The following is a 21,851-nucleotide window of genomic DNA, read 5'->3' as shown; positions in this document are numbered from 1 at the left end:
TTGATCCTCGGACTAATCCAGTCCGATCAGGCGGCGGATGCGGCCGACGTCGGTGCCGATGAACGACTGCATGCCGATGGCCACCTGTTGCGGCGCCATGGCGGCGACGAAACGGCGGAACTCGTCATCCGACAGCGCCTCGCCCGTCCAGTGGACGCGGCAGAACTCCTCCGAGCCATGGAAATGGCCGGCGCCGTCGAGCACGTCGTCGACATAGCGGCCGTAGATCATGCATTCGGAGAATTTGCGCGCCGCACCGACGATTTCGACCCAGTTGCGGCCATGGATCGTCTCGATCCGCGCGCACAGCGCCGTCACGGTTTGGCGGCGCCAGGCAATCAGCGTCGAAATGTAGTCGTGGGTCGAAACCTCCGATGGCTCGATGCCGAGCGCCGAACCGGCATTGCGCGACCAGATGCGATGCTCCTCATGACCGTCACCGGACAGCACGCCGTCGCGGCGGAACAGCCGCACCTTGCCATCGCGCCAGAAGGCGCTGCAGTCGAAAGGTTTTAGGAACGCCACGTCGGAATCGCAGAAGACCAGCACGTCTTCGCCGGCATGCGCCGATATCGCGATGCGGCGAAGCTGCTGCACATGCCAGCCGCGCAGCGGCTTGGTCTTCAGGCTGAGCCAGATGCGCCGGCGGAACAGGCTGAGCGGATCGTCGAAGGCATGCAGCCAGCGCGGCAACAGGTCCCGCTCGTCGACGATGGTGCGGCGATTGTTCTCCAACTGACGAAACAGCGCCACGTCACGATGCTCGACAAGAATATAGTGGTGCGCCACGCCGGAAACGTAACGGTCGATTGTGTCGCACAGCAGGCGGCAGCGCTCCAAATCCGGCGCATAGCTTGCCGTCACGACCGCCGCCGTCGGCACCCGGGGAAGGAAATCAGCCTCGGGATCAGGGCTCGGCACGAACCGGTTGTTCAATGATCTGCTCCGGGGCCCGCTCCGGGGCTTGCTCTGGGCCGAGTTTTGGCAGGAGCGGGCCTGCGCAAGAACTTCTGGCCGATGACGCGCCACAGGAACAGGGGATTGCCGACCACATAGCGGCGCCAGAGACGGCCCGGTTCGATCCACAACCGAAACAGCCATTCGAGCCTGAGCCGACGCATCCACAGCGGCGCCCGCGGCACCGTGCCGCTCAGGAAATCGAGCAGCGCGCCGACGGCGATCGGCAGCGTGCAGTGGCGCGCGTCGATGTGACGCGCGATCCATAATTCCTGGCGTGGCACGCCCATGGCGACAAGCAGCACGTCCGGCCGCAATCTGGCGATGCGATCGACGATTGCCGACTCCTCGGCGGGAGAGAAATAACCGTCATGGATGACCACGAACCGGTGCTGCAACGCGAGCGCTGCCAGCTTCTTCGACGCCGCCTCGGCGTTGACCTGGGTCGCGCCGAGCAGCCCCACGGTCATCGGCCTGGCGGACGCCTGCAGGAAGGCGGGGATGAAATCGGTGCCGTTGAGATTGTCCGGAAACGACGCCCCATAAAGCAGTTTCGCCGCCAGATCGACGCCGACACCGTCCGGCAGGATGAGAAAATCGTCGAGCGCCTCGGCAACGACCGGGTCCGTATAGGCGACATTGGCGTTGTGCGCGTTGAGAAAGGTGACCTTGGTGAAGCGCCGCTCTGCAATCAACCGGGCCAGCAGCGCGACCGCATCGTCCCAGCGGATGGCAAGGACCGGGATGCCCAGGATCGATTTCAAGCTGTCGGCCCCGAAAACGGCGCGGGCGTTGTGCATATTCATGCAAACATCTCCTGGCCGACGGGCCCGAGCTTGTCCAGGCCGAGCCTGATTGCGGCATCGAGCGCCTTCAGCTGCCGGCGGTGGAAAGCGCTGCCGTCGACGTCCCCGACATCGGCCACTGCTGCTTCAAGGGCGCCGGCGAAGGCGACGGGATCATCGGTCACCACGCAATTGACCGGGCGATGGTCGATGCCGCGCAGCGAATGGCTGGTGGCGACGGAGGGCAGGCCGAGTTCGAAGGTTTCGATGGTCTTGAGCTGCACGCCGCTGCCGGAGGTGCTGATCAGCGGGATGACGGCGGCGCTGCGCACGAAAGCCTGCGCGTCCGGCACGCGGCCGACGAATTCGACGCCGGGATGCGCGGACGCGAGGCCCGACGGCATGCCGCCGGCAATCCTGACCCGGAAATCGGGCCTGAGATGCGGCACCACCTTTTCCAGGAACCAGTCGAGGCCGATGCGGTTCGGCTGCCAGGTCCAGGTGCCGATCAGCGCCGCGTCGCAGTCGATGCGGCGCGGGGTTTTTTGCACCGGCGGCTCGGCGCAGGTCACCAGCGGCAGCACCGCCGAACGGTCGTCGGAGGCGACGCCGAGCGCTGAGCGATCTTCCTCGGCCAGCGTGAAGACGAAGCGTGCCCGGCGGCAGAGCCGTTCTTCCACAGTCTTGAGCAGCCTTGCCTCACGGCGAAACAGCAGGCGCTGGAAAAGGCCGCCGGCGGCAGCGGCGTTCTCACGCGCCGAACGATGCTCGACATTGTGGGCGACGAAGATCGACGGCCGGTCGCCGAAAAGCCTTTCGAAGGCGCCGGCGAACTGCACGGAATTCAAGACGTAGCCGTCGAAAGGGCCGGTGCGTTCGACGGCGGCGCGGACCTCGCTGTCGTTGACCACCCGCAGCTTGACCGACGCGAAAGTGAGGCCGTAGAGCATCGCCCTTGCAACCCAGGCGAGCTTTTGCAGCGATGAGGCGGTTTCGGTGCGCACATCGACGGCGCCGAGCACGATGGTGTTCCGCTGATCGCTCGCAGGCTTGCCCGGCCAGGTGAAGCCGATCACCGTGACCCGCGCGCCGGCGCGCCGCAACGCGGCGATGATCGCGGCATTGGCGATCTCGTAGCCCGAGGCAAGAGCCCCGTCGGGCACGATCGATGTGGCGAACAGCAGATGCATCTCACCTATCCTAAGCGGACACAGCTAACAAAGCGCGGGTGAAGCCTTGATTAAGTGAAGATATTTGGTGGCCCGGCGTTGCCGATTTGCGGGCTTGTCCACGAAGGTGATAAACGAAACGTTATCATCACGGATGCTATCGAGAGCCGAACTCACCAATCCCGGGCTGGACACGGATGATCCCTTTGCCATCTGACGGTTCGGTATCGATCGCAGGGCGGTCGCCGGGACTTGTCGCCGCTGCCGTCGAGGCGGTCGTTACGCTGCCGACCTTCAAACGGCCCGAGCAACTGCTGGCGACGCTGGCATCGCTCAAGGCCCAGGAAACCGGCAGACGTTTCGCAATCATCGTCATCGAGAACGAAGCCGAGGCGCGCGCCGGCGCCAGGGCGGCACTGCCGCTGTTCGAGCGCGGCGACATTCCGGGCATGGTGATCGTCGCGCATGAGCGCGGCAATTGCAGCGCCTACAATGCCGGCTGGCAGACGGCTATCCTGCACTTTCCTGACTTCAGCCACCTGCTGGTCATCGACGACGACGAGATCGCCGATCCGCAGTGGCTCGAGCGCATGTGCCAGGCGGCCGAGACGATCGGTGCCGACATTGTCGGTGGCCCGCAAATGCCTGTGTTTGCCGACGCGGCCCATGCCAGTTGGGCCGAGCACCCGGTCTTTGCGCCACCTTATCGGCAGACCGGGCGGGTACCCGCGCTGTATTCCTCCGGCAATTTGCTGGTCGGCCGCAACGTGCTCACCGCCATGGGGCCGCCCTTCCTCGACCTGAAATTCAACTTCATGGGCGGCGGCGATTCCGATTTCCTGAGCCGGGCGGCACAAACAGGTTTTGTGCTTGGCTGGTGCGCCGAAGCGCAAGTGCTTGAAACAGTTCCGGCCCGGCGCATCGAGGCCGACTGGATCCGTGCCCGCAGCCTGCGCAACGGCGTCATCTCGACACTGGTCGAGAAGAAGAAGCGGGCCGGCACGCCGTTCGGCGGCACCAGGGTTTTCTTGAAGAGCCTGGCGCTGCTTGCCGTCTCGCCGTTTCGCGGCGCGGCCAGGCTGGCGCGGACGGGGTCGTTGGCGACGGCCTTATACCCAATCCATGTAGCTGTCGGCCGCGTGCTTGCCGAATTCGGATACGCCAATGAGCAATACCGGCAGCCTGAGAAGAACTGAACGCGCGCCGCTTAGAGCGGCCTTCACACGCGACGGTGTCGCGACCGCGGTCGCCGCGCTGCTGTTCACCGTCATCCTGGTGTCGTTCCGTCCGTTCCAGCCGGCCGGCGCCGCAACGACCGGCGATGGCGGCGACATCGTCAACCAGCTCGGCTTCGGCTCGCTTGGCGCGGTCTCGGTCTTCTCGCTCATGGCTTTTGCCGACCCGCGCGTGGTGCGCTCGCTGCTCAGCCCGTCCTGGCTGCTGATGCTGGCTTTCCTGATGTTCTCGGTGGTGATGGCAACCGATCCGCCGTCTGCCATGCGCGCCGCCTTCTTCACGCTGATCGGCATTTTGACGATGGTGACGATCCTGGCGCTGCCGCGCGACGCCGAAGCTTTCTCGAAAGTCATCATCTTCACCATCGTCGTCGTGATGGGCCTGTCCTATATCGGGCTCATCGTCTTTCCAAACGAGGCGCTGCACACCGCCGCGTCGCTGGAGCCGGAACATGCCGGCCTGTGGCGCGGCGTGTTCACCCACAAGAACATCGCCGGGCCAGTCACGGCCTGCTTCAGCTTCGCCGGGCTGTACCTCTACCGGCGCGGACAGCGGCTCTGGGGCGCATCGATCTTTTGCGCGGCGATGATCTTCATGCTGCACACCGGTTCCAAGACGACGGCCGGACTGGTGCCGTTTTCGATCCTGATCGTCGTGCTGCCAAGCCTGATCGGCATGCGGCTTGGCACGCCGATCCTGTTCGCGCTGGCCATCATCGCCGCAGCGATCGGCACGCTGGGCATCGTCTTCCTGCCGCCGGTGAAGCATCTGGCGGCACTCTATTTCCCCGACCTGACCTACACCGGGCGCACGACTCTTTGGGAGTTCGCCGGCGAGATGCTGGCGAAGCGGCCGTGGACCGGCCATGGCTTCGAGAGCTTCTGGGGCACGCCGCTGCTGTTGAACGAGGACCAGCCTTTCGACCGGGCCTGGGACATCCGGACCATCGTGCACGGCCATAACGGCTACCTCGACATCGCGGTGCTGATGGGCATCCCGGCGCTGTGCGTAGCGGTCTACACCTTCCTGATTGCGCCGTTGCGCGATTACATGCGCATTCCCTTGTGCAAGGAGAACATCTATCTCGGCGACTTCTTCATGATGGTGGTGCTGTTCGCAGCGCTGAACGCCTTCCTCGAAAGCTTCTTCTTCCATCGCGCCGACCCGGTCTGGCTGCTCTTCGTGTTCGGCATGTTCGGCCTGAGGCAAGTGTCGCTGCGGCCGATGGCGGTTCGTGGTCCGTCCTGATCCTCCGTCCAACAGGGCTTCCCCGCCCCGCCACGAACGTCTATGGGAAGCCATCTTTTGGTTTGAGCATCGGATTTTGCGAAAACCGGTACCCACTTTTGGGTCCGATGCTCTGCGGAGGCTCCAATGACGATCAAGCTTGTCCTCGCCGGCTGCGGCAATATGGGCTACGCCATGCTTTCCGGCTGGCTGAAATCGGGCAAGCTCCCCCCGGCGGCGGTTTTCGTTGTCGAGCCCAATGCCGATCTGCGCAAGCGCGCCGAAGCGCTGGGCTGCAGTGCTGGGGCGGACGCCGGCGGCATTCCGGCGGACGCGGTGCCGGCCCTCGCCGTCATTGCGGTGAAGCCGCAAGTGATCCGCGACGTGACCGCCGCCTACAAGCGCTTCAATGATGGCCGCACCGCCTTCCTCAGCATCGCCGCCGGAACGCCGGTCGCCACTTTCGAGGCCATTCTGGGCGATCGCGCGCCGGTCGTGCGCTGCATGCCCAACACGCCGGCGGCGATCGGCAAGGGCATGATGGTGGTGTTTTCCAACCGGCTGGTTTCCATCGATACGAAACGTCTCGTTGCCGATCTGCTCTCGGCGAGCGGCGAAGTGACAGATATCGACGACGAGGGCCTGATGGACGCGGTGACGGCGGTGTCAGGGTCTGGCCCGGCCTATGTCTTCCATTTCATCGAAGCACTGGCGGTGGCTGCCGAGACGGCCGGGTTGCCAGCCAAAACCGCCAGGCTGCTGGCCGTGCAGACGGTCTATGGCGCCGCCTCGCTCGCCGCCGAAAGCGGCGAAGATGCGGGCGTGCTGCGCCAGCAGGTGACCAGCCCCAACGGCACAACGGCCGCCGCACTTGCCGTGCTGATGGGCGAGGACCGGCTGATCCACCTGCTCACCGAAGCGGTGGAGGCGGCACGGCTGCGGTCGATCGAACTGGGAAAATAGCGGCGGCTTTGCGAGTCGCCGGCGGCGAAGGTCGACGATCAGTTGCAATAACAAACGTTCCGTAGCGATCCTTCGCGCCCCCCTCTGTCCTGCCGGACATCTCCCCCACTTGGGGGGAGATCGGACGTCACGCCGGCTTTCGCCTATCTCCAACATCGCAGTGGTGAGTGGCCGCCAGAAGCTGCCAATCTCCCCCCAAGTGGGGGAGATCCCAAGTTTTGGCAAAGAGGGCAGGACAGAGGGGCGCGCTGTCCCGCCGGCATCAAAATTCTGCGCACTACCCCGCCCCGTACAGCATCTCGTCCTGCAGCCGGCGCAAGGCGAACAGCCTGGTGGTCGGGTCGGGCGCGGCATTGGCTGATGTCAGCGGCTCGCCCTTGCTGACCGGTCTCAGCACCTTGCCGCCTTCGAGCAGGCCGACCGGCACGGCGCGGTTGGCGCGGGCCTCTTCGACAGTCATCGTCCAGGAGCGGTAGCAGGTCTCGCCGATCGCGTCGAATGTCTCTCCCGTCGCCAGATCGCGCTTGGCCACGGCGCAGACCTCGGCAACTGGCCTCGGCAGCGGCACCATGTCCGGCTTGCCATAGAGCGCGATGCGCGCGGCGGTGAGCGGCACTTCCAGCGAGGTCAGATGATAGGGCCGGAAGAAGCTGTAATAGGGTCCATGGCCGATATGCAGATCGTCCATGCGCTCGATGATGCGCGGATGCGTGGCCTCGACGATGACGAAGACGCCGGGCGCCACGCCCTTGCCGATGGTGTAGTCGACGACGCCTTTTCTCGACAGGATGCCGCCATCGGCGCGCGGGATGAGCACCTTGGCCAATTCATCGCGGTTGGCCTTGGGCCCATGCATGCCGGCGATGTCGGGCACCAGCCCGGTGGCGTTGGCGATGGCGCACATCTCCACCATGGTCTTCGAGCCGTCGACGAACTCGACCAGCATGCGCGGGTTCATGTTGCGGCGCAGCGCTTCCGCGCGATAGTCGTCAGGGACGGCGTCATGGTTGAGCGGGTTGTTCTTGCCCTTGCCGGCTGAGACGATGGTGTAGCCGAGCGCGGAGGTGAACTCGATCAGTTCCATGCAACTCGACGGCTCGTCGCCGGCGCCGACCGAATAGACGACGCCGAGCCGGTCGGCCTGCTGCTTCAGATAACAGCCGATGGTGACGTCGGCCTCGACATTCATCATCACCAGATGCTTGCCGTGCTGCATCGCCATCAGGTCGAAATCGGCGGCGACGCCGGGCTTGCCGGTGGCGTCGATGACGACGTCGATCAGCGGATTGGTGACCAGCATCTCGTTCGAGGTGATGGCTATTTTTCCGCTCTCGATCGCCTCGCTGAGCTTCGACGGCGTATCGGCCTCGCGTGCCATCGCCTCATCGCCATAGGCGATGCGAACGGCGTCGCGGGCGGTCTGCGGGCGGCGGGTCGAGACGGCGCACACCGAAATGCCCGGCATCAGCATGCCTTGCGTCACCAGGTCGGTGCCCATCTCGCCGGAGCCGATGACGCCGATGCGCACCGGTCGGCCTTCCTCGGCGCGCCTGGCGAGATCGCGGGCAAGCCCGGTTAAGGCGACATTGGTCATGCGCAAGTCCACTGCTTTTGGTTTGAAGGGGAATAGCAGGGAACGGCAGCCTTTTGCCAACGAAACCGGCCGCCGTCGATAATTTCTTGCGCATGCCCCCGGGAACTGGAAAGAGCTGGTTCAACGTCGGCGGATGGCGCAGCTAACAAATCGAGTGAAAATCTTAGTCATTCCTTTATGCATCGCTGCTTGAATAGGCAAATGGGATGGGGTGGCGATACCTTCAGGCGTTTTTTCAGCTGTCCGCGACGAATCAGCGAGAGCGGCAACGTTGCTATTATTTTTGCCCTGTCTTTGCCGATTGTTGTCGGCGGGGCGGGACTCGGTGTCGAGACTTCCTACTGGTATTACAGCAGCCTGAAGCTACAGGCGGTGGCAGATGCGGCAGCCTATGCTGGCGCTTTGGAAAAAATTTCGGGATCCGACAAGCCAACGATTGTCTCGGCCGCGACACTGTCAGCGATCACGAACGGCTGGAGACCATCGACAGGCACAATCGAGGTCTTCACGCCTCCATCGTCCGGACCGAATGTCGCAAAAAAGGCTGTTGAAGTAGTCGTCCATCAGACGCTCGATCGATTTTTCACATCGATCTTCAGTCAAAGCGCGGTCGGCGCACAGGCAAGGGCAGTGGCTCTTATCACGGACGCGTCAAAAGCCTGCGTTCTGGCGCTCAATCCTTCCGCTTCGAGAGCGGCGCTATTTTCCGGCAGTTCGAACCTCAAGCTGACCGGCTGCTCCGTCATGTCGGATTCAATCGCCGCGGACGCCCTCAAGCTTCAAGGGTCGGCATATCTGGAGGCCGATTGCCTGATATCGGCAGGCGGTGTTTCATTGAGCAACGTTGTAAAAACCGTTTGCGCGAACCCGCTAACCCAGGCGCTGCCCGCTGCAGATCCTTTTGCCGACTTGCCGGCGCCGCCAGCCACGAATCCTTGTCAAAACGACAATCAGTCGACCTTGCAACCTGGAAGATACTGCAAGGGTCTCAGCTTGAGCGGCAGTGTAACGCTCTCGCCTGGGGTATATGTCGTTGAGGGGGGCGATTTCAAAGCAAGCGCGAACGCAAATATTTCCGGCGACGGAGTCATCATCTATCTGGCCGGCAGCTCCGGCGTCAGCATGAACGGCACGGCCACCGTCAAGCTTAGCGCCCCGACGTCAGGCACCTATTCGGGTGTGCTGTTTTACGGCGACAGAGCAAACCTGGCGGGATCGAACTCGTTTAATGGCACGGCGGATTCGCTTTTGACAGGCGTTCTGTATTTTCCAACGCAGGAGGTTAAATATCTCGGCAATTTCTCGGGCCAAGGTGGTTGCACACAGGTCGTCGCCGACACGATAGAGTGGTCCGGCGCTACAAGCATCAAGCAGGATTGCACGAGCCTCGGAATGCGAGATATTCCGGCCGCGCAATCCGTTCAGCTTGTCGAGTAACCGTCATGGAACGGCGGTCACGTCGGATTGTCCGGAACGATTCGGGTGTTGCTGCGGTGGAGTTTGCCCTGATTGTGCCGATTCTTTGCCTGGTGCTTTTCGGCATCATTGACGGCTGGTCTTTCGTATCAAGCTCGCTGTCGATGCGCGCAAGCGTCAAGACGGCGGCAAATCTTGTGATGGAGGGAGCAACCGACGACGCGGCCACCCAAGCCGTCGCCCTTTCGAGTTGGGAAAACCATCCCGAAGGCGCACAGCTTACACTGGGCCGGAAATACATGTGCGGAAGCACCGTGGTCGATGCATCGAGCCTGTGCAACGGGGGGACGAAAGCTCCGTCGGTCTTCGTGGAAATAAAAGCGACGGCGACCTGGTCCCCGCCCTTCATTTTTGGCCCGTTTTCTCTTTCTCGCGAGATCGGACATCAAGAGGTGATCCGTGTCCGCTAAGCGGATCGCGAGAGCGTTCAGCCGTGATGCATCCGGCGGGACTGGGCTGGAATTCGCGCTGATCGCACCTTTTCTGATAATGCTTTTGTTCGGTATCTTCGCATTCGGCTGGGCTCTGAATGCCATGTCCAGCGTTCGCTATACGCTGGAAACGTCCTCACGTGCGCTGCATTTGAAGAACTCGCTGACCGAGGCCGAAATAGAGGCCATAGCCACAGAAAAATTGCTGGGTTTGGGATTGAAAGATGTCGATGTGACGATAGCAATCGACCCTCCCAGCGGCGGCTTCCGCATGGCGCATCTCACGGCCAGATATGCTTTCGTGATCGAGTTCCCGTACTTCGACCAATATCCGATCAATTATGCGACAACTGTCACAGTTCCGTTGGTTGGATCGTGAGAGCGTCCAACAGCGCCTCTACGCAACAGGCGGTGGGGTGTCGATCGATTAACACCGCCGCAGGGTTGATGGCGGCGATCGGTGGCGTGAGCGAACGGGTCGTCGTCGCTACAAAGGCACGTTTCTGGACAGGACAGCCATCACCGCGCTAGGCCGGACCAGGCTCGTCACGCTTGCGCAGTCATGCCGTCAGAGCGCCGGCAAGCGGCCGGGCATCGGGCGCGGCATGCGGAGCGGCAACTTGACAAAGGCCCAATCTTTCAAATTGAGTGAAATCACGATCAACAGAGAGTCGGTGCGACAGACATGGGCGAGACAGACATGGCATGGAGCGAAAGAAAGACCGGTTACGGCAAGGACCATTATTTCATTCAAATGGGCCTTGCGCTGCTGGTGCTCGTCTTTCTCATCGCCCTGCCGCTCGCCTTTCTTCCCGAAGACATACGGAAGTTCTACCTCAGCGAGGGCGGTCCCATCGAAGTCTTCTCGGCCGCCGGTTACCTGATCGTCGTGGCGACGCTTGTGCGGGAAATGTCCTATCGGGAGCTGCTCAAGCGCTGGTATCTCGTTGCCATCTCGATCGCGATGTGCCTGCGCGAGCTGGATTTCCATGCGCATTTCACCACCCACAACATCACCAAGACCACCCTCTACATTTCGCCTGACGTTCCGCTGTTGGAAAAGCTGATCGGCGCGACGGTCGTTATCGCCCTCGCCGTTGCCTTCTATTTTCTCCTCAAAGACGGCCTCCGTAGCTTTGTGCACGGGCTTCGCCACGGCGAGGCGACTGCCGTTGCCATTGCCGCCGCTATCGGTTGCGCCGTCCTTTCGAAGGTCATCGACGGGGCGCCGTCAAATCTCACATTTCTCGGCATCCATCTTGCCCGGAACGATACCTCGACAGTGTTCGAGGAAATCCTCGAATTGGGGATTCCGATCTATCTGGCCATCGCGGCATTCGCGGCCTTCCCGACGCAGGATGGTCTCACAAGAAGAGCCGCGGGGCAGGTCGCGCCAAACAAGCCGGGATCCGTCACCTGATTGCTCTGCACAGAGGATTTGGTTCTTCGACTGAGCCTGAAAGGGACTGTGAGCGGTCGCTGCCGAGCGACCTCCAGCTCCCAATCCTATAGAGGTTTGCGACCTGCCACGGTCTGGTCCCCCGCGGCACTGCCTCTATTTGCTTGAGAAGCAGGCGAGGCAAACATGTGGGATGTGGCGAAAGAGGGCTGGACGCTCCTTAAGGAGAGCATTGTCGGCTTCATCAATGACAATGCCTTGAGCCACGGCGCAGCGATGGCGTTTTATGCCACGACCTCGCTTGCGCCGATCCTGCTCATCGTTGTCGCCATCGCAGGCATGGCCTTCGGAAACGATGCCGCACAACTGGCGCTTTCGGCCCAGCTGGCGGGCCTAATGGGTCCGCAGAGCGCCGAGCTTTTGCAAGCGACAATCGAGAACGCGTCACAAAAAGAGGCGGGAACTCTTGCCAGCATTTTGGGGCTCGTCACGCTGTTGGTTGCCGCATCCGGCGTCTTCGGCGAAATGCAGGTTGCCCTGAACGAGATCTGGAAAGTCAAACCGGTTGGCACATCGATTTCACGGCTCGTCCGGGCGCGCGCTGCCAGCCTGGGTCTCGTCGCGGCGCTTGGCTTTCTGCTGCTGGTATCCCTCGTCGTAAGCGCTGCAATTTCGGCGCTTGGCGATATCATCAACGCATATCTGCCCTTTGGCACCCTCATCCTGAGCGCAATCAACGGGATCGTGTCGTTTGCCATGATCGCCCTGTTGTTTGCGGCAATCTACAAGATACTGCCCGACCGCGCGCTGCAATGGCGCGACGTTGGCGTCGGCGCCGTAGCGACGGCGTTTCTCTTCACGATCGGCAAGTCACTGATCGGCTGGTATATCGGGACCAGCGCCATCGCTTCGTCATACGGGGCAGCCGGTGCACTGCTCGTCGTGCTGCTGTGGGTCTTCTATTCGTCCGAGATCTTTCTGTTGGGCGCCGAATTTACACGAGCCTACTCGGTTCGATATGGCAGCCGGTCCGACCTGGAGGCGACCATTGAAGCAAGTAAATCGCAAACAGAAGCCGGCGACGGCGGCCAGGATCGAAAAGTCTAAAACGAAGTCGTCGGCTAGATTGTTTTCCGCAGTCCGCTCACTGCGTCCCTAAGCCATTTCCAGCATCAACACTGGCGCTGAGACGCCCGGCGCGGCGCCCCGAGGCGAGCATGGCCTTGGGGACATCCGGTCGGAGCGACGCGCGAAGCTCCTTCGCCGCAGCCACCAGCCTGGCGCGGTTGCTTCCATATCTCTTGATCAACTGATGGACTTGCGCTGGGGTGATGCCGTTCTGTCGGGCAAAATGCCTTACCATATAAGCTTCGCTGCCGGAGATCCGATCCCGGTGGCGGGGATAGAGCTTCGCCGCGTCGGCTGTCATGCTTACTCTCCTTTGGTCACGTTTGCTCACGATGTACGATTGGCCAACGCAAAACGGGCGAATTCGTTGCCGCATGCGACACCAATGCAGTTCGCTTTTTCGCCGCAGGCCCGAGCGCCCGGCCAAAGCAATCGGGTCGAAGCACGTATCTGGTTAAGTCCATACGTCGATTTGTCGAGACTCAGCCCCCAGGCACGCGCATGATAGGGGCAGGGAGGAAAAGCCATGCGCGAATTGCCAAAGAGCATTGACGCAGACGTTGTCATCGAAATCAGCAGGTTGCTCGACGACCGTGCGAAGTCGGCACCAGTGCCAGTCCACAAGTTTGCCTCGATGATCTCGAATAGTCTCGAGACCGATCTGCCGACAGCTTCCATCGAAGAGTTGATCGTTGAAATGGCCATGACCCGCCAACTTCCGATGCTGTTCGATCTGCCGGGGGCGGATGCAGACAACGTCATATCGATAGCCTTGGCGCGCGCCAGCTGATCCGGCTGAGGGACCTTTCCGGCGAGTGTGATTTCAAGACGCGGATCGTTCCCGTCCTGCTCCAATTCGCCCCGCTGGCTCCGGCCGGCGGCGTGTTTGCCGCGTCGCCAATGACAATCGTCATCGGCAATAATCGTCATGGCGATCCGCTGTTTGGGAACATGTGGTGTCCAGTTGCATTTCCTCTAGACAACAAAGGAGGAATTCATGAACTGGGATCAAATCAAGGGAAAATGGATGCAGTTCAAAGGCCAGGCCAAGGAGCAATGGGGCGACCTTACCGATGATGACCTTGATCGCATCGAGGGCAATCGTGACCAACTCGCAGGACGCATTCAGGAGCGGTATGGAATCGCCAAGGAAGAGGCAGAGCGCCAGGTAGACGACTGGTCCAGAAGCCTCACCTGAGTCTTCAATATCCAGGCTGCGCCGTCGATCGGCGCGCCTTCGTCGTCCTAGCTAGGGCGAAGCAAAGAGCGAAGCGACGCGGCGCAGACCCTAGGATCCATGCCGTTACCTCAGAGCGTCACGACGGTGCAGAACCGTTGATGGCGGAGGGAGGCGCCCCCCTCTGTCCTGCCGGACATCTCCCCCACTTGGGGGGAAATCGGATGTCGGGACCGCTTTCGCCAATCTCCGACGTCGCAAAGAGGGCGCCCACAGTGACATTGCCAATCTCCCCCCTTGTGGGGGAGATGTCCGGCAGGACAGAGGGGCGCTGTCCCGCCAGCATCAAAAATACGATCGCCGCGACGCCCCGATGTCACGATCGGCTAGCGCGCCGATTGTCTCTTGGCTTGCACGGCGACGGCGGTGAGGAAAGCCGTTGCGGCAGTATCGCACGCCGCTCGGGACGGGCTATAGGCGAAAAGGATCAGCTCGGCAGCCCTTGTCGTAAGGCCGTGCTTTTTAGCGAAAGCAGTTATTTCGTAAGGCTTGTCGTGGTCTATGGCCAGTTCGTAGTCTTTATTCATTGCTTCCTCCCGTTTGCGACGTTCCTCGCCTTGGCCCCTCCGCGGCGCAAGGATTAACTTCCCCGGTCTTGAGAGAGTCTACCAATTAGAGATTGCAAAAGGCCTGCGGCGCAAGTCCGCTGCTTTTTTCGCGGCCATGCTGCCGACAGAACCAAGAACAGCGGGCCAGCATGGATGATCAATTCGGCGCTAGCCGCGCCGATCTGTTCATCAGTCCGCCTGATACGGCCGTCTTGAGGGGCAGCCCCATTTTGTCCGCTGCACATCAAAAAAGATTATATGATGGCGCTGATATCGCAGGTGGTCGACGCAAGCCAATGCCGATCTTTTCAGTCAAGCACACGACCGTCTATCGCTATACGCAGCCGGTGACGTTCGGCGAGCACCGGCTGATGTTCAGGCCGCGCGACAGTTTCGATCAGCGACTTCTGGATCACGCCCTGTTAGTCGACCCCGAGCCGAAAGAGATTGGCTGGATCCATGACGTTTTCGGANAGTTTCGATCAGCGACTTCTGGATCACGCCCTGTTAGTCGACCCCGAGCCGAAAGAGATTGGCTGGATCCATGACGTTTTCGGAAACTGCGTTGCCGTAATCGATTTCAACGGCTCGGGCGACGAACTGCGTTTCGTGACAGACATTCGGCTCGATCACACGCCGCAGCATGCGCCCGATTTCCGTATCGATGACACAGCACTCAGCTATCCATTTTCCTATGATCCCGACGAGGCAACCGACCTCAGCCAAACCATCGAGCGCCATCACCTCGATGATGGCGACGAGATCGGCAAATGGGCACGACAGTTCGTGAGCGCCAAAGGGCGCACCGAGACCGGCAAATTGCTGATGACGCTTTGCTACGCCATCCACGAGAGCTTTGTTTATTCGCGTCGAACTGAATCAGGGACGCAACCGCCTCTGATGACCTTGCACCTGCGTCGAGGCACATGCCGAGACTTTGCGCTGTTCATGATGGAAGCGGTTCGTTCGCTCGGTTTTGCCGCCCGGTTTGTCACCGGTTACGTCTATGTGCCGAACCGCGACAGCGGTTCTGTCGTCGGCGGCGGGTCGACGCATGCCTGGTGCCAGGTCTATTTGCCCGGCGCGGGTTGGGTCGAGTTCGATCCGACCAACGGCATTGTCGGCAACCGGGATCTGATCCGGGTGGCTGTGGCCAGGCATCCCGGGCAAGCCATCCCACTTTCGGGAAGCTACTGCGGCAGCGCGTCGAGCTTTCTCGGCATGACGGTGGAGGTCAAGGTGGTGAGGGAAGCCGGCAATCACCAGCATCGATAAAAATCAGCATCTTCCAATATATTCGGAACTGTTCGCGGGAGTTTGCTCGCCGGTGTCTGTCGGGATTTTACGCATTTCGCAATTCACGCCGTTGCATGACTGTTCCAGCGCGATATTGCACCTTCTATCTCTGCCATCGGCATATCGGGAAGGCGCCAGCCCGCCGCGCCTTTCGGCACGACGGGCTTCAGCGTGGGGTCACGTCAGTCGTAGACTTTCACAATCTTGCGGGTACCTGGATCGACCAGGACAGTTCGGCCATCGATGACGACGTAGCGGTACTGAACGTCCGGCACCTCGTAAAGCTCGACTGTTTCGGGCAAAGCTGTGCCGATGTTGAGTTCGACGCCAGGAAGGCTGAGTGATGCCACCGGTTTCTTTTTCACGTATTCGCGGATCACGGTGTCATGCTCGGGTTGAATAATGACGTCCTGAGCGGCAGCGGCGCTGACACCGACGAGCAGAAGCATGCCTGCCGCAGCCAATGTAAGTTGCTTTCCCATAATAGCCTCCAAGCAACCTTCAGCTGCGGTGCTTGATTGCCGCCGCGGCGGGTTGCCTAGCCATCTCAACGATGCGGAGCAATTCTTGTTCCACCGGCGGTGCGCGAACCGGCTGCCACGGCCTATCGACGCCGATGTTTGGCGACGCCCGCCAACGCCCGCTCAAGGCCTGGTTTCTTCTTGGGGCGGCGCGTTTGGGACTGGACAATCAGGCTGTGGCCATTTTTCACACGCAGTCGGCTTGTCGCCAGCGTCGCCATAACGTTCCACGAGTTTTGCGAAGCCGTAGGCGAAGGCGGAAAGCAGCGCCAGGATAACCACTATGCGAGCGGCCATACGGGATTATAGCAGGCTCCCGCTCAGGATTGATCCAGAATCGGCCGCGCTCGACAGGCCGGCGACGCGCAAGTCCGCTCGGGAAACCTGCGACCCCGGAAAAATGTGCGCTACCAGCCTGGTCCGCGGCGAGATCGAGGCGAATGCGGAACGCCACTATGCTGCTACCCAGACGCGTCTAGGGGACCGCATCGAAATCGACCACAAATCCCGCGTCGATGGCGCTTCGCGCAATGAGATCGCCAATTTGCCAATCCGTGAGTTCGCAGTGTGGAAACATCTCCCTCACGGCGATGGTCACCTCGAAGATCGAAACGCTCGGATTGTCAACGTGATCGATCAGGTAGCCGACAATCGCTTGCCGAACATCCAATGGTTTTGGCTTCTGCAGCGGCGCGGACATTTCCGGCCTACGAATGGAGCCGTGGTTCTGGGCTATCAGCTGTTTTGGCGTCGAAAGCGACGGGCACGCCGTGAACCACGCATGCTGCCGCCAGCATCTCCTCCAATTCATGGTTGGTGGCCCTGCAGGCAGGCATGAGTGTTCGAATGGCGCGGATCGCCTGCGCGATCGAGAGATACCGAGCCTTGCCTCTGGAAAGGACATAGGCCTCTGTTGCGCCTTCAACGGTGACTGTGTGAAAAGTGTGGCTCATCAACAGTTCCTCCCTGCCAAGAATACGACTTTCGTCTAACACGCGGCGGCCTTCAAGCATATGTCCGATATCGGACAATCAGGCGGAGCGCGTCGCGTTTGACCGGCCTCATGCGACGCGCTTCAGGTTGTTGTTTCATGCATGTCGCAAAACCGCTGCACACCCTCGGGTAAGGCACTGGGTCAGGCCCGAGGGGCATGCTTGTGCGCGACATGCATCAGCCGAAGTGACGCTGCTCCTCGTCGCCATAGGCGCCATGTGTTAGCTTTATCATTCCGGAACGGTCGACGATCGTGATCTCGCCGCGCCTGGCGTGAACCAGCCCCCGATATTCCAGCATTTGCAGGGCGGTGGTAACGCCGGGGCGCCGAGAGCCGAGCATAGTCGCCAGAAATTCATGCGTCAGCTGGATCTTGTTTCCCTCGGTTCGGTCGTGGACCATCAGCAACCAGCGGGCCAGCCGTTCCTCGATCTTGGAATGGCCATTGACCAGTGCCGTTCGCGACGACTGGACAAGGAAGGCGTGGGCATAGGCAAGCAGCGACGCGCCAAGCGACTGGCTCTTTGCCATCTCAGACTGAAGATTCTCAACCGGCAGGCACCAGCCATTGCCTGCGACCTGGATGTAGGTCTCATTGGGAGAGCTGTCTTGGCCGAGAATGACGGCAACGCCTGTCATGCCATCAAAGCCAATGATCCCGACTTCACTCTGCCGCCCTCCAGTCATGGTGGCGACCACCGAAGCGATACCCGCTTCTGGAAAATACACATGCTCGATCGGCTGATACGGGACCTCCAGCTGGGCTTTGAGGTCGAGTTGGACATGATGCATTGACGGCAGCAGCAGCGCGAAATCCTCTGCGGAGAGGGCTTTCAGCAGATGATTGCGAGGAAGGGACTGGGACACGGCTCTCTCCCGGACGGGCAAGAGCACGTACCCTCTTACTGTCGGCTGCATCCGCAGCACCGGCGGCCGATATCGAAGCATAGGCTGCAATCACGCGATTGGCAAAACCTTCGCCACCCGCGGCCGAACTCCAACTGAGACAAGGTGGCGGCGGTCGATCCGGCGCACTCGCGCATCCCCGCGCCGGCCCCGCGCAGCTGCGCACAGGGCGGCATAGAAGCCCTTCCAGAAAGCCTTGAAACTGGTGCTGCGAGAGAGGATTGAACTCTGAGTAGCTGTAATGGAATCAACAGCTTACGAGGTTTTTGTAACACTGTGACGTTCATCAAATGACCCAGGCATCAGATCGAACGCTGAGCGGCGCGAACCAAACCGAGGCGGTATGAGCATCTGCCACCCCTTACAAGAACCTTTTGATGGCGGCCGAAATTTCGGCGGCTTTGTCTTCATATGTCCTGCCCCGGGGCGCTTGGATGACAAGATACAAGTGGCTTGAGGCCATGCCTCCGGCATGCATTTGCGGCAGCTCCGCCGGGCGCAATCACTCTCCGGCCGGCCAGTTCATGTTTCGTCACTGCATCGAAGCAGACATCCACGTCTGATGCTAGGATGTTGCTCGAGCGGCTCGCCGGCAACAAATGAAAAGCCTGCGTCACGTAAAGATCGGATCTCCTCAACTGCAACTTGGCGAGAACGATTTCAAAGACTTTGTTGAATGGCATTTCGGGAAGGTAACCGAGCGGTCCGAGCTGGCGCTGCTTGGCCGAGTGTTCAATCGCTTGAGGATTGACGGTCAATCGGAACAACAACGCGAAACGCTCGCGTCCCGAATTATTGCCAATTACATGGCCGGAGTGGTGGACGAGGAAGAACTTCTGTCGGCTTNTGTGTTCAATCGCTTGAGGATTGACGGTCAATCGGAACAACAACGCGAAACGCTCGCGTCCCGAATTATTGCCAATTACATGGCCGGAGTGGTGGACGAGGAAGAACTTCTGTCGGCTTTGAAACAAGCGCTGGGGCGGTAAGCGACTGGCATGGTCCGGAAATGAGAGCCGGTCAGAGAACTCGATCGAGCCGCCGCTGTGATCTCGCCTCTACCAAACAAGTGAGCATCCCCTAATTTATTCATCATGAGACTCCTCTGGTTCTCTCCCTCCGTCTACGTGAAGGCGAAACGTGTCAAGGGAGCCGCTCAGGAACTCATGGCGTGGGACACAAAGGCTCGAAATGGACGAAGGCGGTCCAATCATGCGTTGACGCGTTCGAGGGCAGAGTGTCCCCCCAAGAGGTCCGTGAAGCCTTGAGGCGGCGGCCAAGGAAGCGACCGTATATCTCTCGCCTGAGTAGGAGGTATCATGGCAACCCTTTGGTTCGTCCCTCCGGTGTTCGTGAAGACTGAAACGGAAGGCGCCAGGCATGGCTGCAACAATGCGAGGGCAGCCCTTGAGCAGCTCAAGACGTGGACCCGGAGAGGACCTCACTGGCACAAGGCGTGGACCCTCTGCCTGTCAGCACTGGAGGGCGATCCGATTGACCCTCACGTGATCCGAAAGGTTTCGTGGCTGCCGCTAAGGAGGCGGANAGGACCTCACTGGCACAAGGCGTGGACCCTCTGCCTGTCAGCACTGGAGGGCGATCCGATTGACCCTCACGTGATTCGAAAGGCTTTCGTGGCTGCCGCTAAAGAGGCGGAGATGTATCTCTCGCCTGAGTAGGAGGTATCATGGCCATCCATTGGTTTCACCCTCCCGTCAACATCGAGACCGACCGACCTGGGCTCACCTACGGCTGCAACAATGTCGAGGGAGCCGCTGCTGAATTCATGAAGTGGACCAAGCGGGGACTATGTGGAGGCAGTTAAGGCCTGCATGGCCGTCCATGATGGCGAGCGCACGCCCGACGACGTAAGGAAGGCCTTCGAGGTTGCTGTCAAGGAGGAGGGGCTGCTACGCTCCTCCTCTAATTAGGCTCGCTTTCCGTGGGCGCTGTTGAACACCGGATGCCGCACAGTGAGCTGCGCTATTTGCGTGCGAGCACGACGTGAGCCTCTTGGGCGAACATCAGCTCCCCTCCAGTTGAATAGATTGCCAGCGAAGAACTTACATCACCCATAATCGCTGCGATGACTGCGTCGCGGTGTCCGGCATCCATTCCGCTAACCAGCCCTGCCTGCGGAGTCGCTGCCAGCTGTAGTCGCACATATTCCTTTGACGAGGGGAATCGGATGTTCTGTGTCGTCGTGTNAATAGCGCTGAAAACGCTTAAGGCCAGTCGGCCGTCAGGCACCAGCACCCGGAACATCTCACGTAGCGCACTCGACCGGTCCGGGAAAAACTGCAGTCCGAGCTGGCAAAGAACCAGATCGAAGGTGGCGTCAGGGAACGGCATTTCGAGCGCGCTTCCCTCGTGCCAGTCGATACGCGGTCCAGCGCCTGTCGGGAGGGATCGAGCAACGGCAAGCATGCCCGTGTTGATGTCGAGGCCGACGACCTGCCCACTTCCCATACGCTCGGCCGCCNGTTGGCAAAGAACCAGATCGAAGGTGGCGTCAGGGAACGGCATTTCGAGCGCGCTTCCCTCGTGCCAGTCGATGGGCGGTCCAGCGCCTGTCGGGAGGGATCGAGCAACGGCAAGCATGCCCGTGTTGATGTCGAGGCCGACGACCTGCCCACTTCCCATACGCTCGGCCGCCNCCACCAGGTCGGCAGCCCACAGGGCTGTGATTGCCGGGACCAGGTAGCGCTCGTAGAGTTCCGCGGCGCTGCCTTCCAGCTGCCACTGCTCCTGCTGGGCCATAGCGTCCCTCCCGCACAACGAGCCGCTCGGCAAAAGGCCCAATCGGCGCTTCAAGCAGCCATCATAAGCGCGTGTCTGTCAAACAAGCAACCGGACCAACCGCCGGTTAGTAGACGCGACGCAGCCGGCCGCCTAGGATTTTTCCACGATCCGCGAACCGGGCAAATCCCGACCCACCCGCGCTCGGTGACCGCTTGATCGCCCCGTCGCTCTCCTGTGCGGCGGGTTTTTTTGTTTCCTATGGAACACCGGCATGGACNGACCAGGTAGCGCTCGTAGAGTTCCGCGGCGCTGCCTTGCAGCTGCCACTGCTCCTGCTCGGCCATAGCGTTCCTTTCCGCACAACGAGCCGCTCGGCAAAAGGCTCGATCGGCGCTTTTAAGCAGTTATCATAGGCGCGCGTCTGTCAAACAAGCAACCGCGCCAACCGGCGGTTGGTAGACGTGCCGCAGCCGGCGCGCGTAGGATTTTTCCACGATCCGCGAACCGGGCAAATCCCGACCCACCCGAGCTCGGTGACCGCTTGATCGCCCCGTCGCTCTCCTGTGCGGCGGGTTTTTTTGTTTCCTATGGAACACCGGCATGGGCAGGACGTTCGCCTCCTGCAGCATCTTCTGTGCTGCGAGATCGGTGTCCCCTCCCGATCAGCCCGCGTCCTTCCCCTCCGTGGGGCGCGGGGAACTTCAGATGGACTCTCTCCTGATTGGAGTAGTCACGTCATGCCGTCGACCTCGATACACAAAACGGAATACGATTCGGAGCGCAAAGTCCTCTCGGTGTGGTTCGTGGCCAGCGGTAAATGCTACCAGTTTGAGGACGTGCCGCCGGAGACCTTCGCCGAGTTCCAAGCCGCCTTNCGGTGACCGCTTGATCGCCCCGTCGCTCTCCTGTGCGGCGGGTTTTTTTGTTTCCTATGGAACACCGGCATGGACAGGACGTTCGCCTCCTGCAGCATCTTCTGTGCTGCGAGATCGGTGTCCCCTCCCGATCGGCCCGCGTCCTTCCCCTACGTGGGCGCGGGCAACTTCAGATGGACTCTCTCCCTGATTGGAGTAGTCACGTCATGCCGTCGACCTCGATACACAAAACGGAATACGATCCGGAGCGCAAAGTCCTCCCGGTGTGGCTCGTGGCCAGCGGTAAATGCTACCAGTTTGAGGACGTGCCGCCGGAGACCTTCGCCGAGTTCCAAGCCGCCTTCGCCAAGGGNCAGCGGTAAATGCTA

24 protein-coding genes and 1 pseudogene are annotated in these 21,851 nt (G+C 61.0%); 14 read left to right on the top strand and 11 right to left on the bottom strand.

Annotated elements, in window-relative coordinates; translation table 11 throughout:
- Positions 1-12: 12 nt before the first annotated feature.
- Genes X738_RS62720 through X738_RS62710 form a run of 3 tightly spaced genes read right to left on the bottom strand, consistent with a single transcriptional unit; the run spans position 13 to position 2,932 of the window.
- Complete coding sequence (locus X738_RS62720; protein ID WP_023800281.1) at positions 13-936, bottom strand: DUF6492 family protein; 924 nt, start codon at positions 934-936, stop codon at positions 13-15.
- A complete protein-coding gene (locus X738_RS62715; RefSeq protein WP_023800280.1) occupies positions 933-1,763 on the bottom strand; it encodes a WecB/TagA/CpsF family glycosyltransferase in 831 nt (276 codons plus the stop codon). Before X738_RS62715 ends, X738_RS62720 begins: the two co-directional genes overlap by 4 nt.
- Entirely contained in the window at positions 1,760-2,932 is a 1,173-nt protein-coding gene (locus X738_RS62710; RefSeq protein ID WP_023800279.1) for a glycosyltransferase, read from the bottom strand. Before X738_RS62710 ends, X738_RS62715 begins: the two co-directional genes overlap by 4 nt.
- A 176-nt stretch (positions 2,933-3,108) precedes the next feature.
- Here X738_RS62710 and X738_RS62705 point away from each other — a divergent pair, with 176 nt between their 5' ends.
- The 3 genes from X738_RS62705 (at position 3,109) to proC (ending at position 6,337) form a co-directional block, all read left to right on the top strand.
- Positions 3,109-4,107: a glycosyltransferase family 2 protein gene (locus X738_RS62705; protein WP_023800278.1), complete on the top strand. Its 999-nt coding sequence runs from the start codon at positions 3,109-3,111 to the stop codon at positions 4,105-4,107.
- Positions 4,076-5,395, top strand: a complete 1,320-nt coding sequence (locus X738_RS62700) for an O-antigen ligase family protein (protein WP_023800277.1) — start codon at positions 4,076-4,078, stop codon at positions 5,393-5,395. The genes X738_RS62705 and X738_RS62700 overlap by 32 nt, the downstream gene beginning before the upstream one ends.
- A 126-nt stretch (positions 5,396-5,521) precedes the next feature.
- Positions 5,522-6,337 (top strand): pyrroline-5-carboxylate reductase, encoded by an 816-nt coding sequence (gene proC, locus X738_RS62695; protein WP_023800276.1) that lies wholly within the window; start codon positions 5,522-5,524, stop codon positions 6,335-6,337.
- A gap of 277 nt (positions 6,338-6,614) precedes the next feature.
- Here proC and X738_RS62690 read toward each other — a convergent pair whose 3' ends face one another.
- Positions 6,615-7,931 carry an NAD(P)H-dependent oxidoreductase gene (locus tag X738_RS62690; RefSeq protein WP_023800275.1) on the bottom strand — a complete coding sequence of 439 codons (1,317 nt, stop codon included), beginning with the start codon at positions 7,929-7,931 and terminating at the stop codon, positions 6,615-6,617.
- A 201-nt stretch (positions 7,932-8,132) separates the two neighbouring features.
- Here X738_RS62690 and X738_RS62685 point away from each other — a divergent pair, with 201 nt between their 5' ends.
- The 5 genes from X738_RS62685 to X738_RS62665 all read left to right on the top strand — a co-directional run bounded on the left by X738_RS62685 (position 8,133) and on the right by X738_RS62665 (position 12,344).
- Positions 8,133-9,368 carry a TadE/TadG family type IV pilus assembly protein gene (locus X738_RS62685; protein WP_023800274.1) on the top strand — a complete coding sequence of 412 codons (1,236 nt, stop codon included), beginning with the start codon at positions 8,133-8,135 and terminating at the stop codon, positions 9,366-9,368.
- Positions 9,369-9,424: 56 nt separating this feature from the next.
- Positions 9,425-9,817 (top strand): TadE/TadG family type IV pilus assembly protein, encoded by a 393-nt coding sequence (locus X738_RS62680; protein WP_245277705.1) that lies wholly within the window; start codon positions 9,425-9,427, stop codon positions 9,815-9,817.
- Positions 9,807-10,217: a TadE/TadG family type IV pilus assembly protein gene (locus X738_RS62675; protein ID WP_023800272.1), complete on the top strand. Its 411-nt coding sequence runs from the start codon at positions 9,807-9,809 to the stop codon at positions 10,215-10,217. Before X738_RS62680 ends, X738_RS62675 begins: the two co-directional genes overlap by 11 nt.
- A gap of 321 nt (positions 10,218-10,538) precedes the next feature.
- Positions 10,539-11,258, top strand: coding sequence for a hypothetical protein (locus X738_RS62670; RefSeq protein WP_156942612.1), 720 nt, complete (start codon positions 10,539-10,541; stop codon positions 11,256-11,258).
- Between the two features lie 165 nt (positions 11,259-11,423).
- Positions 11,424-12,344 (top strand): YihY/virulence factor BrkB family protein, encoded by a 921-nt coding sequence (locus tag X738_RS62665; RefSeq protein WP_023800270.1) that lies wholly within the window; start codon positions 11,424-11,426, stop codon positions 12,342-12,344.
- 37 nt (positions 12,345-12,381) lie between these two features.
- Here the strand turns inward: X738_RS62665 and X738_RS80960 are convergent, their stop codons facing one another.
- On the bottom strand, positions 12,382-12,666 hold the full coding sequence (locus X738_RS80960; RefSeq protein WP_023800269.1) for a DUF3606 domain-containing protein: 285 nt from the start codon (positions 12,664-12,666) through the stop codon (positions 12,382-12,384).
- Between the two features lie 225 nt (positions 12,667-12,891).
- On the opposite strand from X738_RS80960, the gene X738_RS62660 reads away from it, so the two are divergent.
- Entirely contained in the window at positions 12,892-13,155 is a 264-nt protein-coding gene (locus tag X738_RS62660) for a hypothetical protein (protein WP_023800268.1), read from the top strand.
- A 207-nt stretch (positions 13,156-13,362) separates the two neighbouring features.
- Positions 13,363-13,563, top strand: coding sequence for a CsbD family protein (locus tag X738_RS62655; protein ID WP_023800267.1), 201 nt, complete (start codon positions 13,363-13,365; stop codon positions 13,561-13,563).
- A 365-nt stretch (positions 13,564-13,928) separates the two neighbouring features.
- Here X738_RS62655 and X738_RS62650 read toward each other — a convergent pair whose 3' ends face one another.
- A complete protein-coding gene (locus X738_RS62650; RefSeq protein WP_023800266.1) occupies positions 13,929-14,129 on the bottom strand; it encodes a hypothetical protein in 201 nt (66 codons plus the stop codon).
- A gap of 317 nt (positions 14,130-14,446) precedes the next feature.
- Here X738_RS62650 and X738_RS0142085 point away from each other — a divergent pair.
- Positions 14,447-15,425, top strand: a pseudogene (locus tag X738_RS0142085) (transglutaminase family protein).
- Positions 15,426-15,628: 203 nt separating this feature from the next.
- On the opposite strand, the gene X738_RS62645 reads toward X738_RS0142085, so the two are convergent.
- The 4 genes from X738_RS62645 to X738_RS0142080 all read right to left on the bottom strand — a co-directional run bounded on the left by X738_RS62645 (position 15,629) and on the right by X738_RS0142080 (position 17,878).
- Positions 15,629-15,928, bottom strand: a complete 300-nt coding sequence (locus X738_RS62645) for a DUF1236 domain-containing protein (RefSeq protein WP_023800265.1) — start codon at positions 15,926-15,928, stop codon at positions 15,629-15,631.
- Positions 15,929-16,442: 514 nt separating this feature from the next.
- Complete coding sequence (locus tag X738_RS62640; protein WP_023800264.1) at positions 16,443-16,667, bottom strand: hypothetical protein; 225 nt, start codon at positions 16,665-16,667, stop codon at positions 16,443-16,445.
- A gap of 7 nt (positions 16,668-16,674) precedes the next feature.
- A complete protein-coding gene (locus X738_RS62635) occupies positions 16,675-16,980 on the bottom strand; it encodes a hypothetical protein (RefSeq protein WP_245277704.1) in 306 nt (101 codons plus the stop codon).
- 157 nt (positions 16,981-17,137) lie between these two features.
- Positions 17,138-17,878, bottom strand: coding sequence for a Crp/Fnr family transcriptional regulator (locus X738_RS0142080; RefSeq protein WP_245277703.1), 741 nt, complete (start codon positions 17,876-17,878; stop codon positions 17,138-17,140).
- 1,820 nt (positions 17,879-19,698) lie between these two features.
- Here X738_RS0142080 and X738_RS89105 point away from each other — a divergent pair.
- Positions 19,699-19,797, top strand: a complete 99-nt coding sequence (locus X738_RS89105) for a hypothetical protein (RefSeq protein ID WP_023800259.1) — start codon at positions 19,699-19,701, stop codon at positions 19,795-19,797.
- A gap of 52 nt (positions 19,798-19,849) precedes the next feature.
- On the opposite strand, the gene X738_RS62630 is transcribed toward X738_RS89105, so the two are convergent.
- Positions 19,850-20,626: a class I SAM-dependent methyltransferase gene (locus X738_RS62630; RefSeq protein WP_023800258.1), complete on the bottom strand. Its 777-nt coding sequence runs from the start codon at positions 20,624-20,626 to the stop codon at positions 19,850-19,852.
- 569 nt (positions 20,627-21,195) lie between these two features.
- Between X738_RS62630 and X738_RS88755 the strand changes: the two genes are divergently transcribed.
- Both X738_RS88755 and X738_RS89715 read left to right on the top strand, forming a co-directional pair.
- Positions 21,196-21,489 carry a KTSC domain-containing protein gene (locus X738_RS88755; protein WP_023800257.1) on the top strand — a complete coding sequence of 98 codons (294 nt, stop codon included), beginning with the start codon at positions 21,196-21,198 and terminating at the stop codon, positions 21,487-21,489.
- A 50-nt stretch (positions 21,490-21,539) separates the two neighbouring features.
- Complete coding sequence (locus X738_RS89715) at positions 21,540-21,845, top strand: KTSC domain-containing protein (RefSeq protein ID WP_036269956.1); 306 nt, start codon at positions 21,540-21,542, stop codon at positions 21,843-21,845.
- The last annotated feature ends 6 nt before the right edge of the window (positions 21,846-21,851 follow it).

The sequence above is a fragment of the Mesorhizobium sp. L48C026A00 genome (assembly GCF_000502375.1).
Taxonomy (GTDB): domain Bacteria; phylum Pseudomonadota; class Alphaproteobacteria; order Rhizobiales; family Rhizobiaceae; genus Mesorhizobium; species Mesorhizobium muleiense.
The sequence above is the reverse complement of the archived record's forward strand: the minus strand, read 5'-3'. Positions and strand labels throughout refer to the sequence as shown.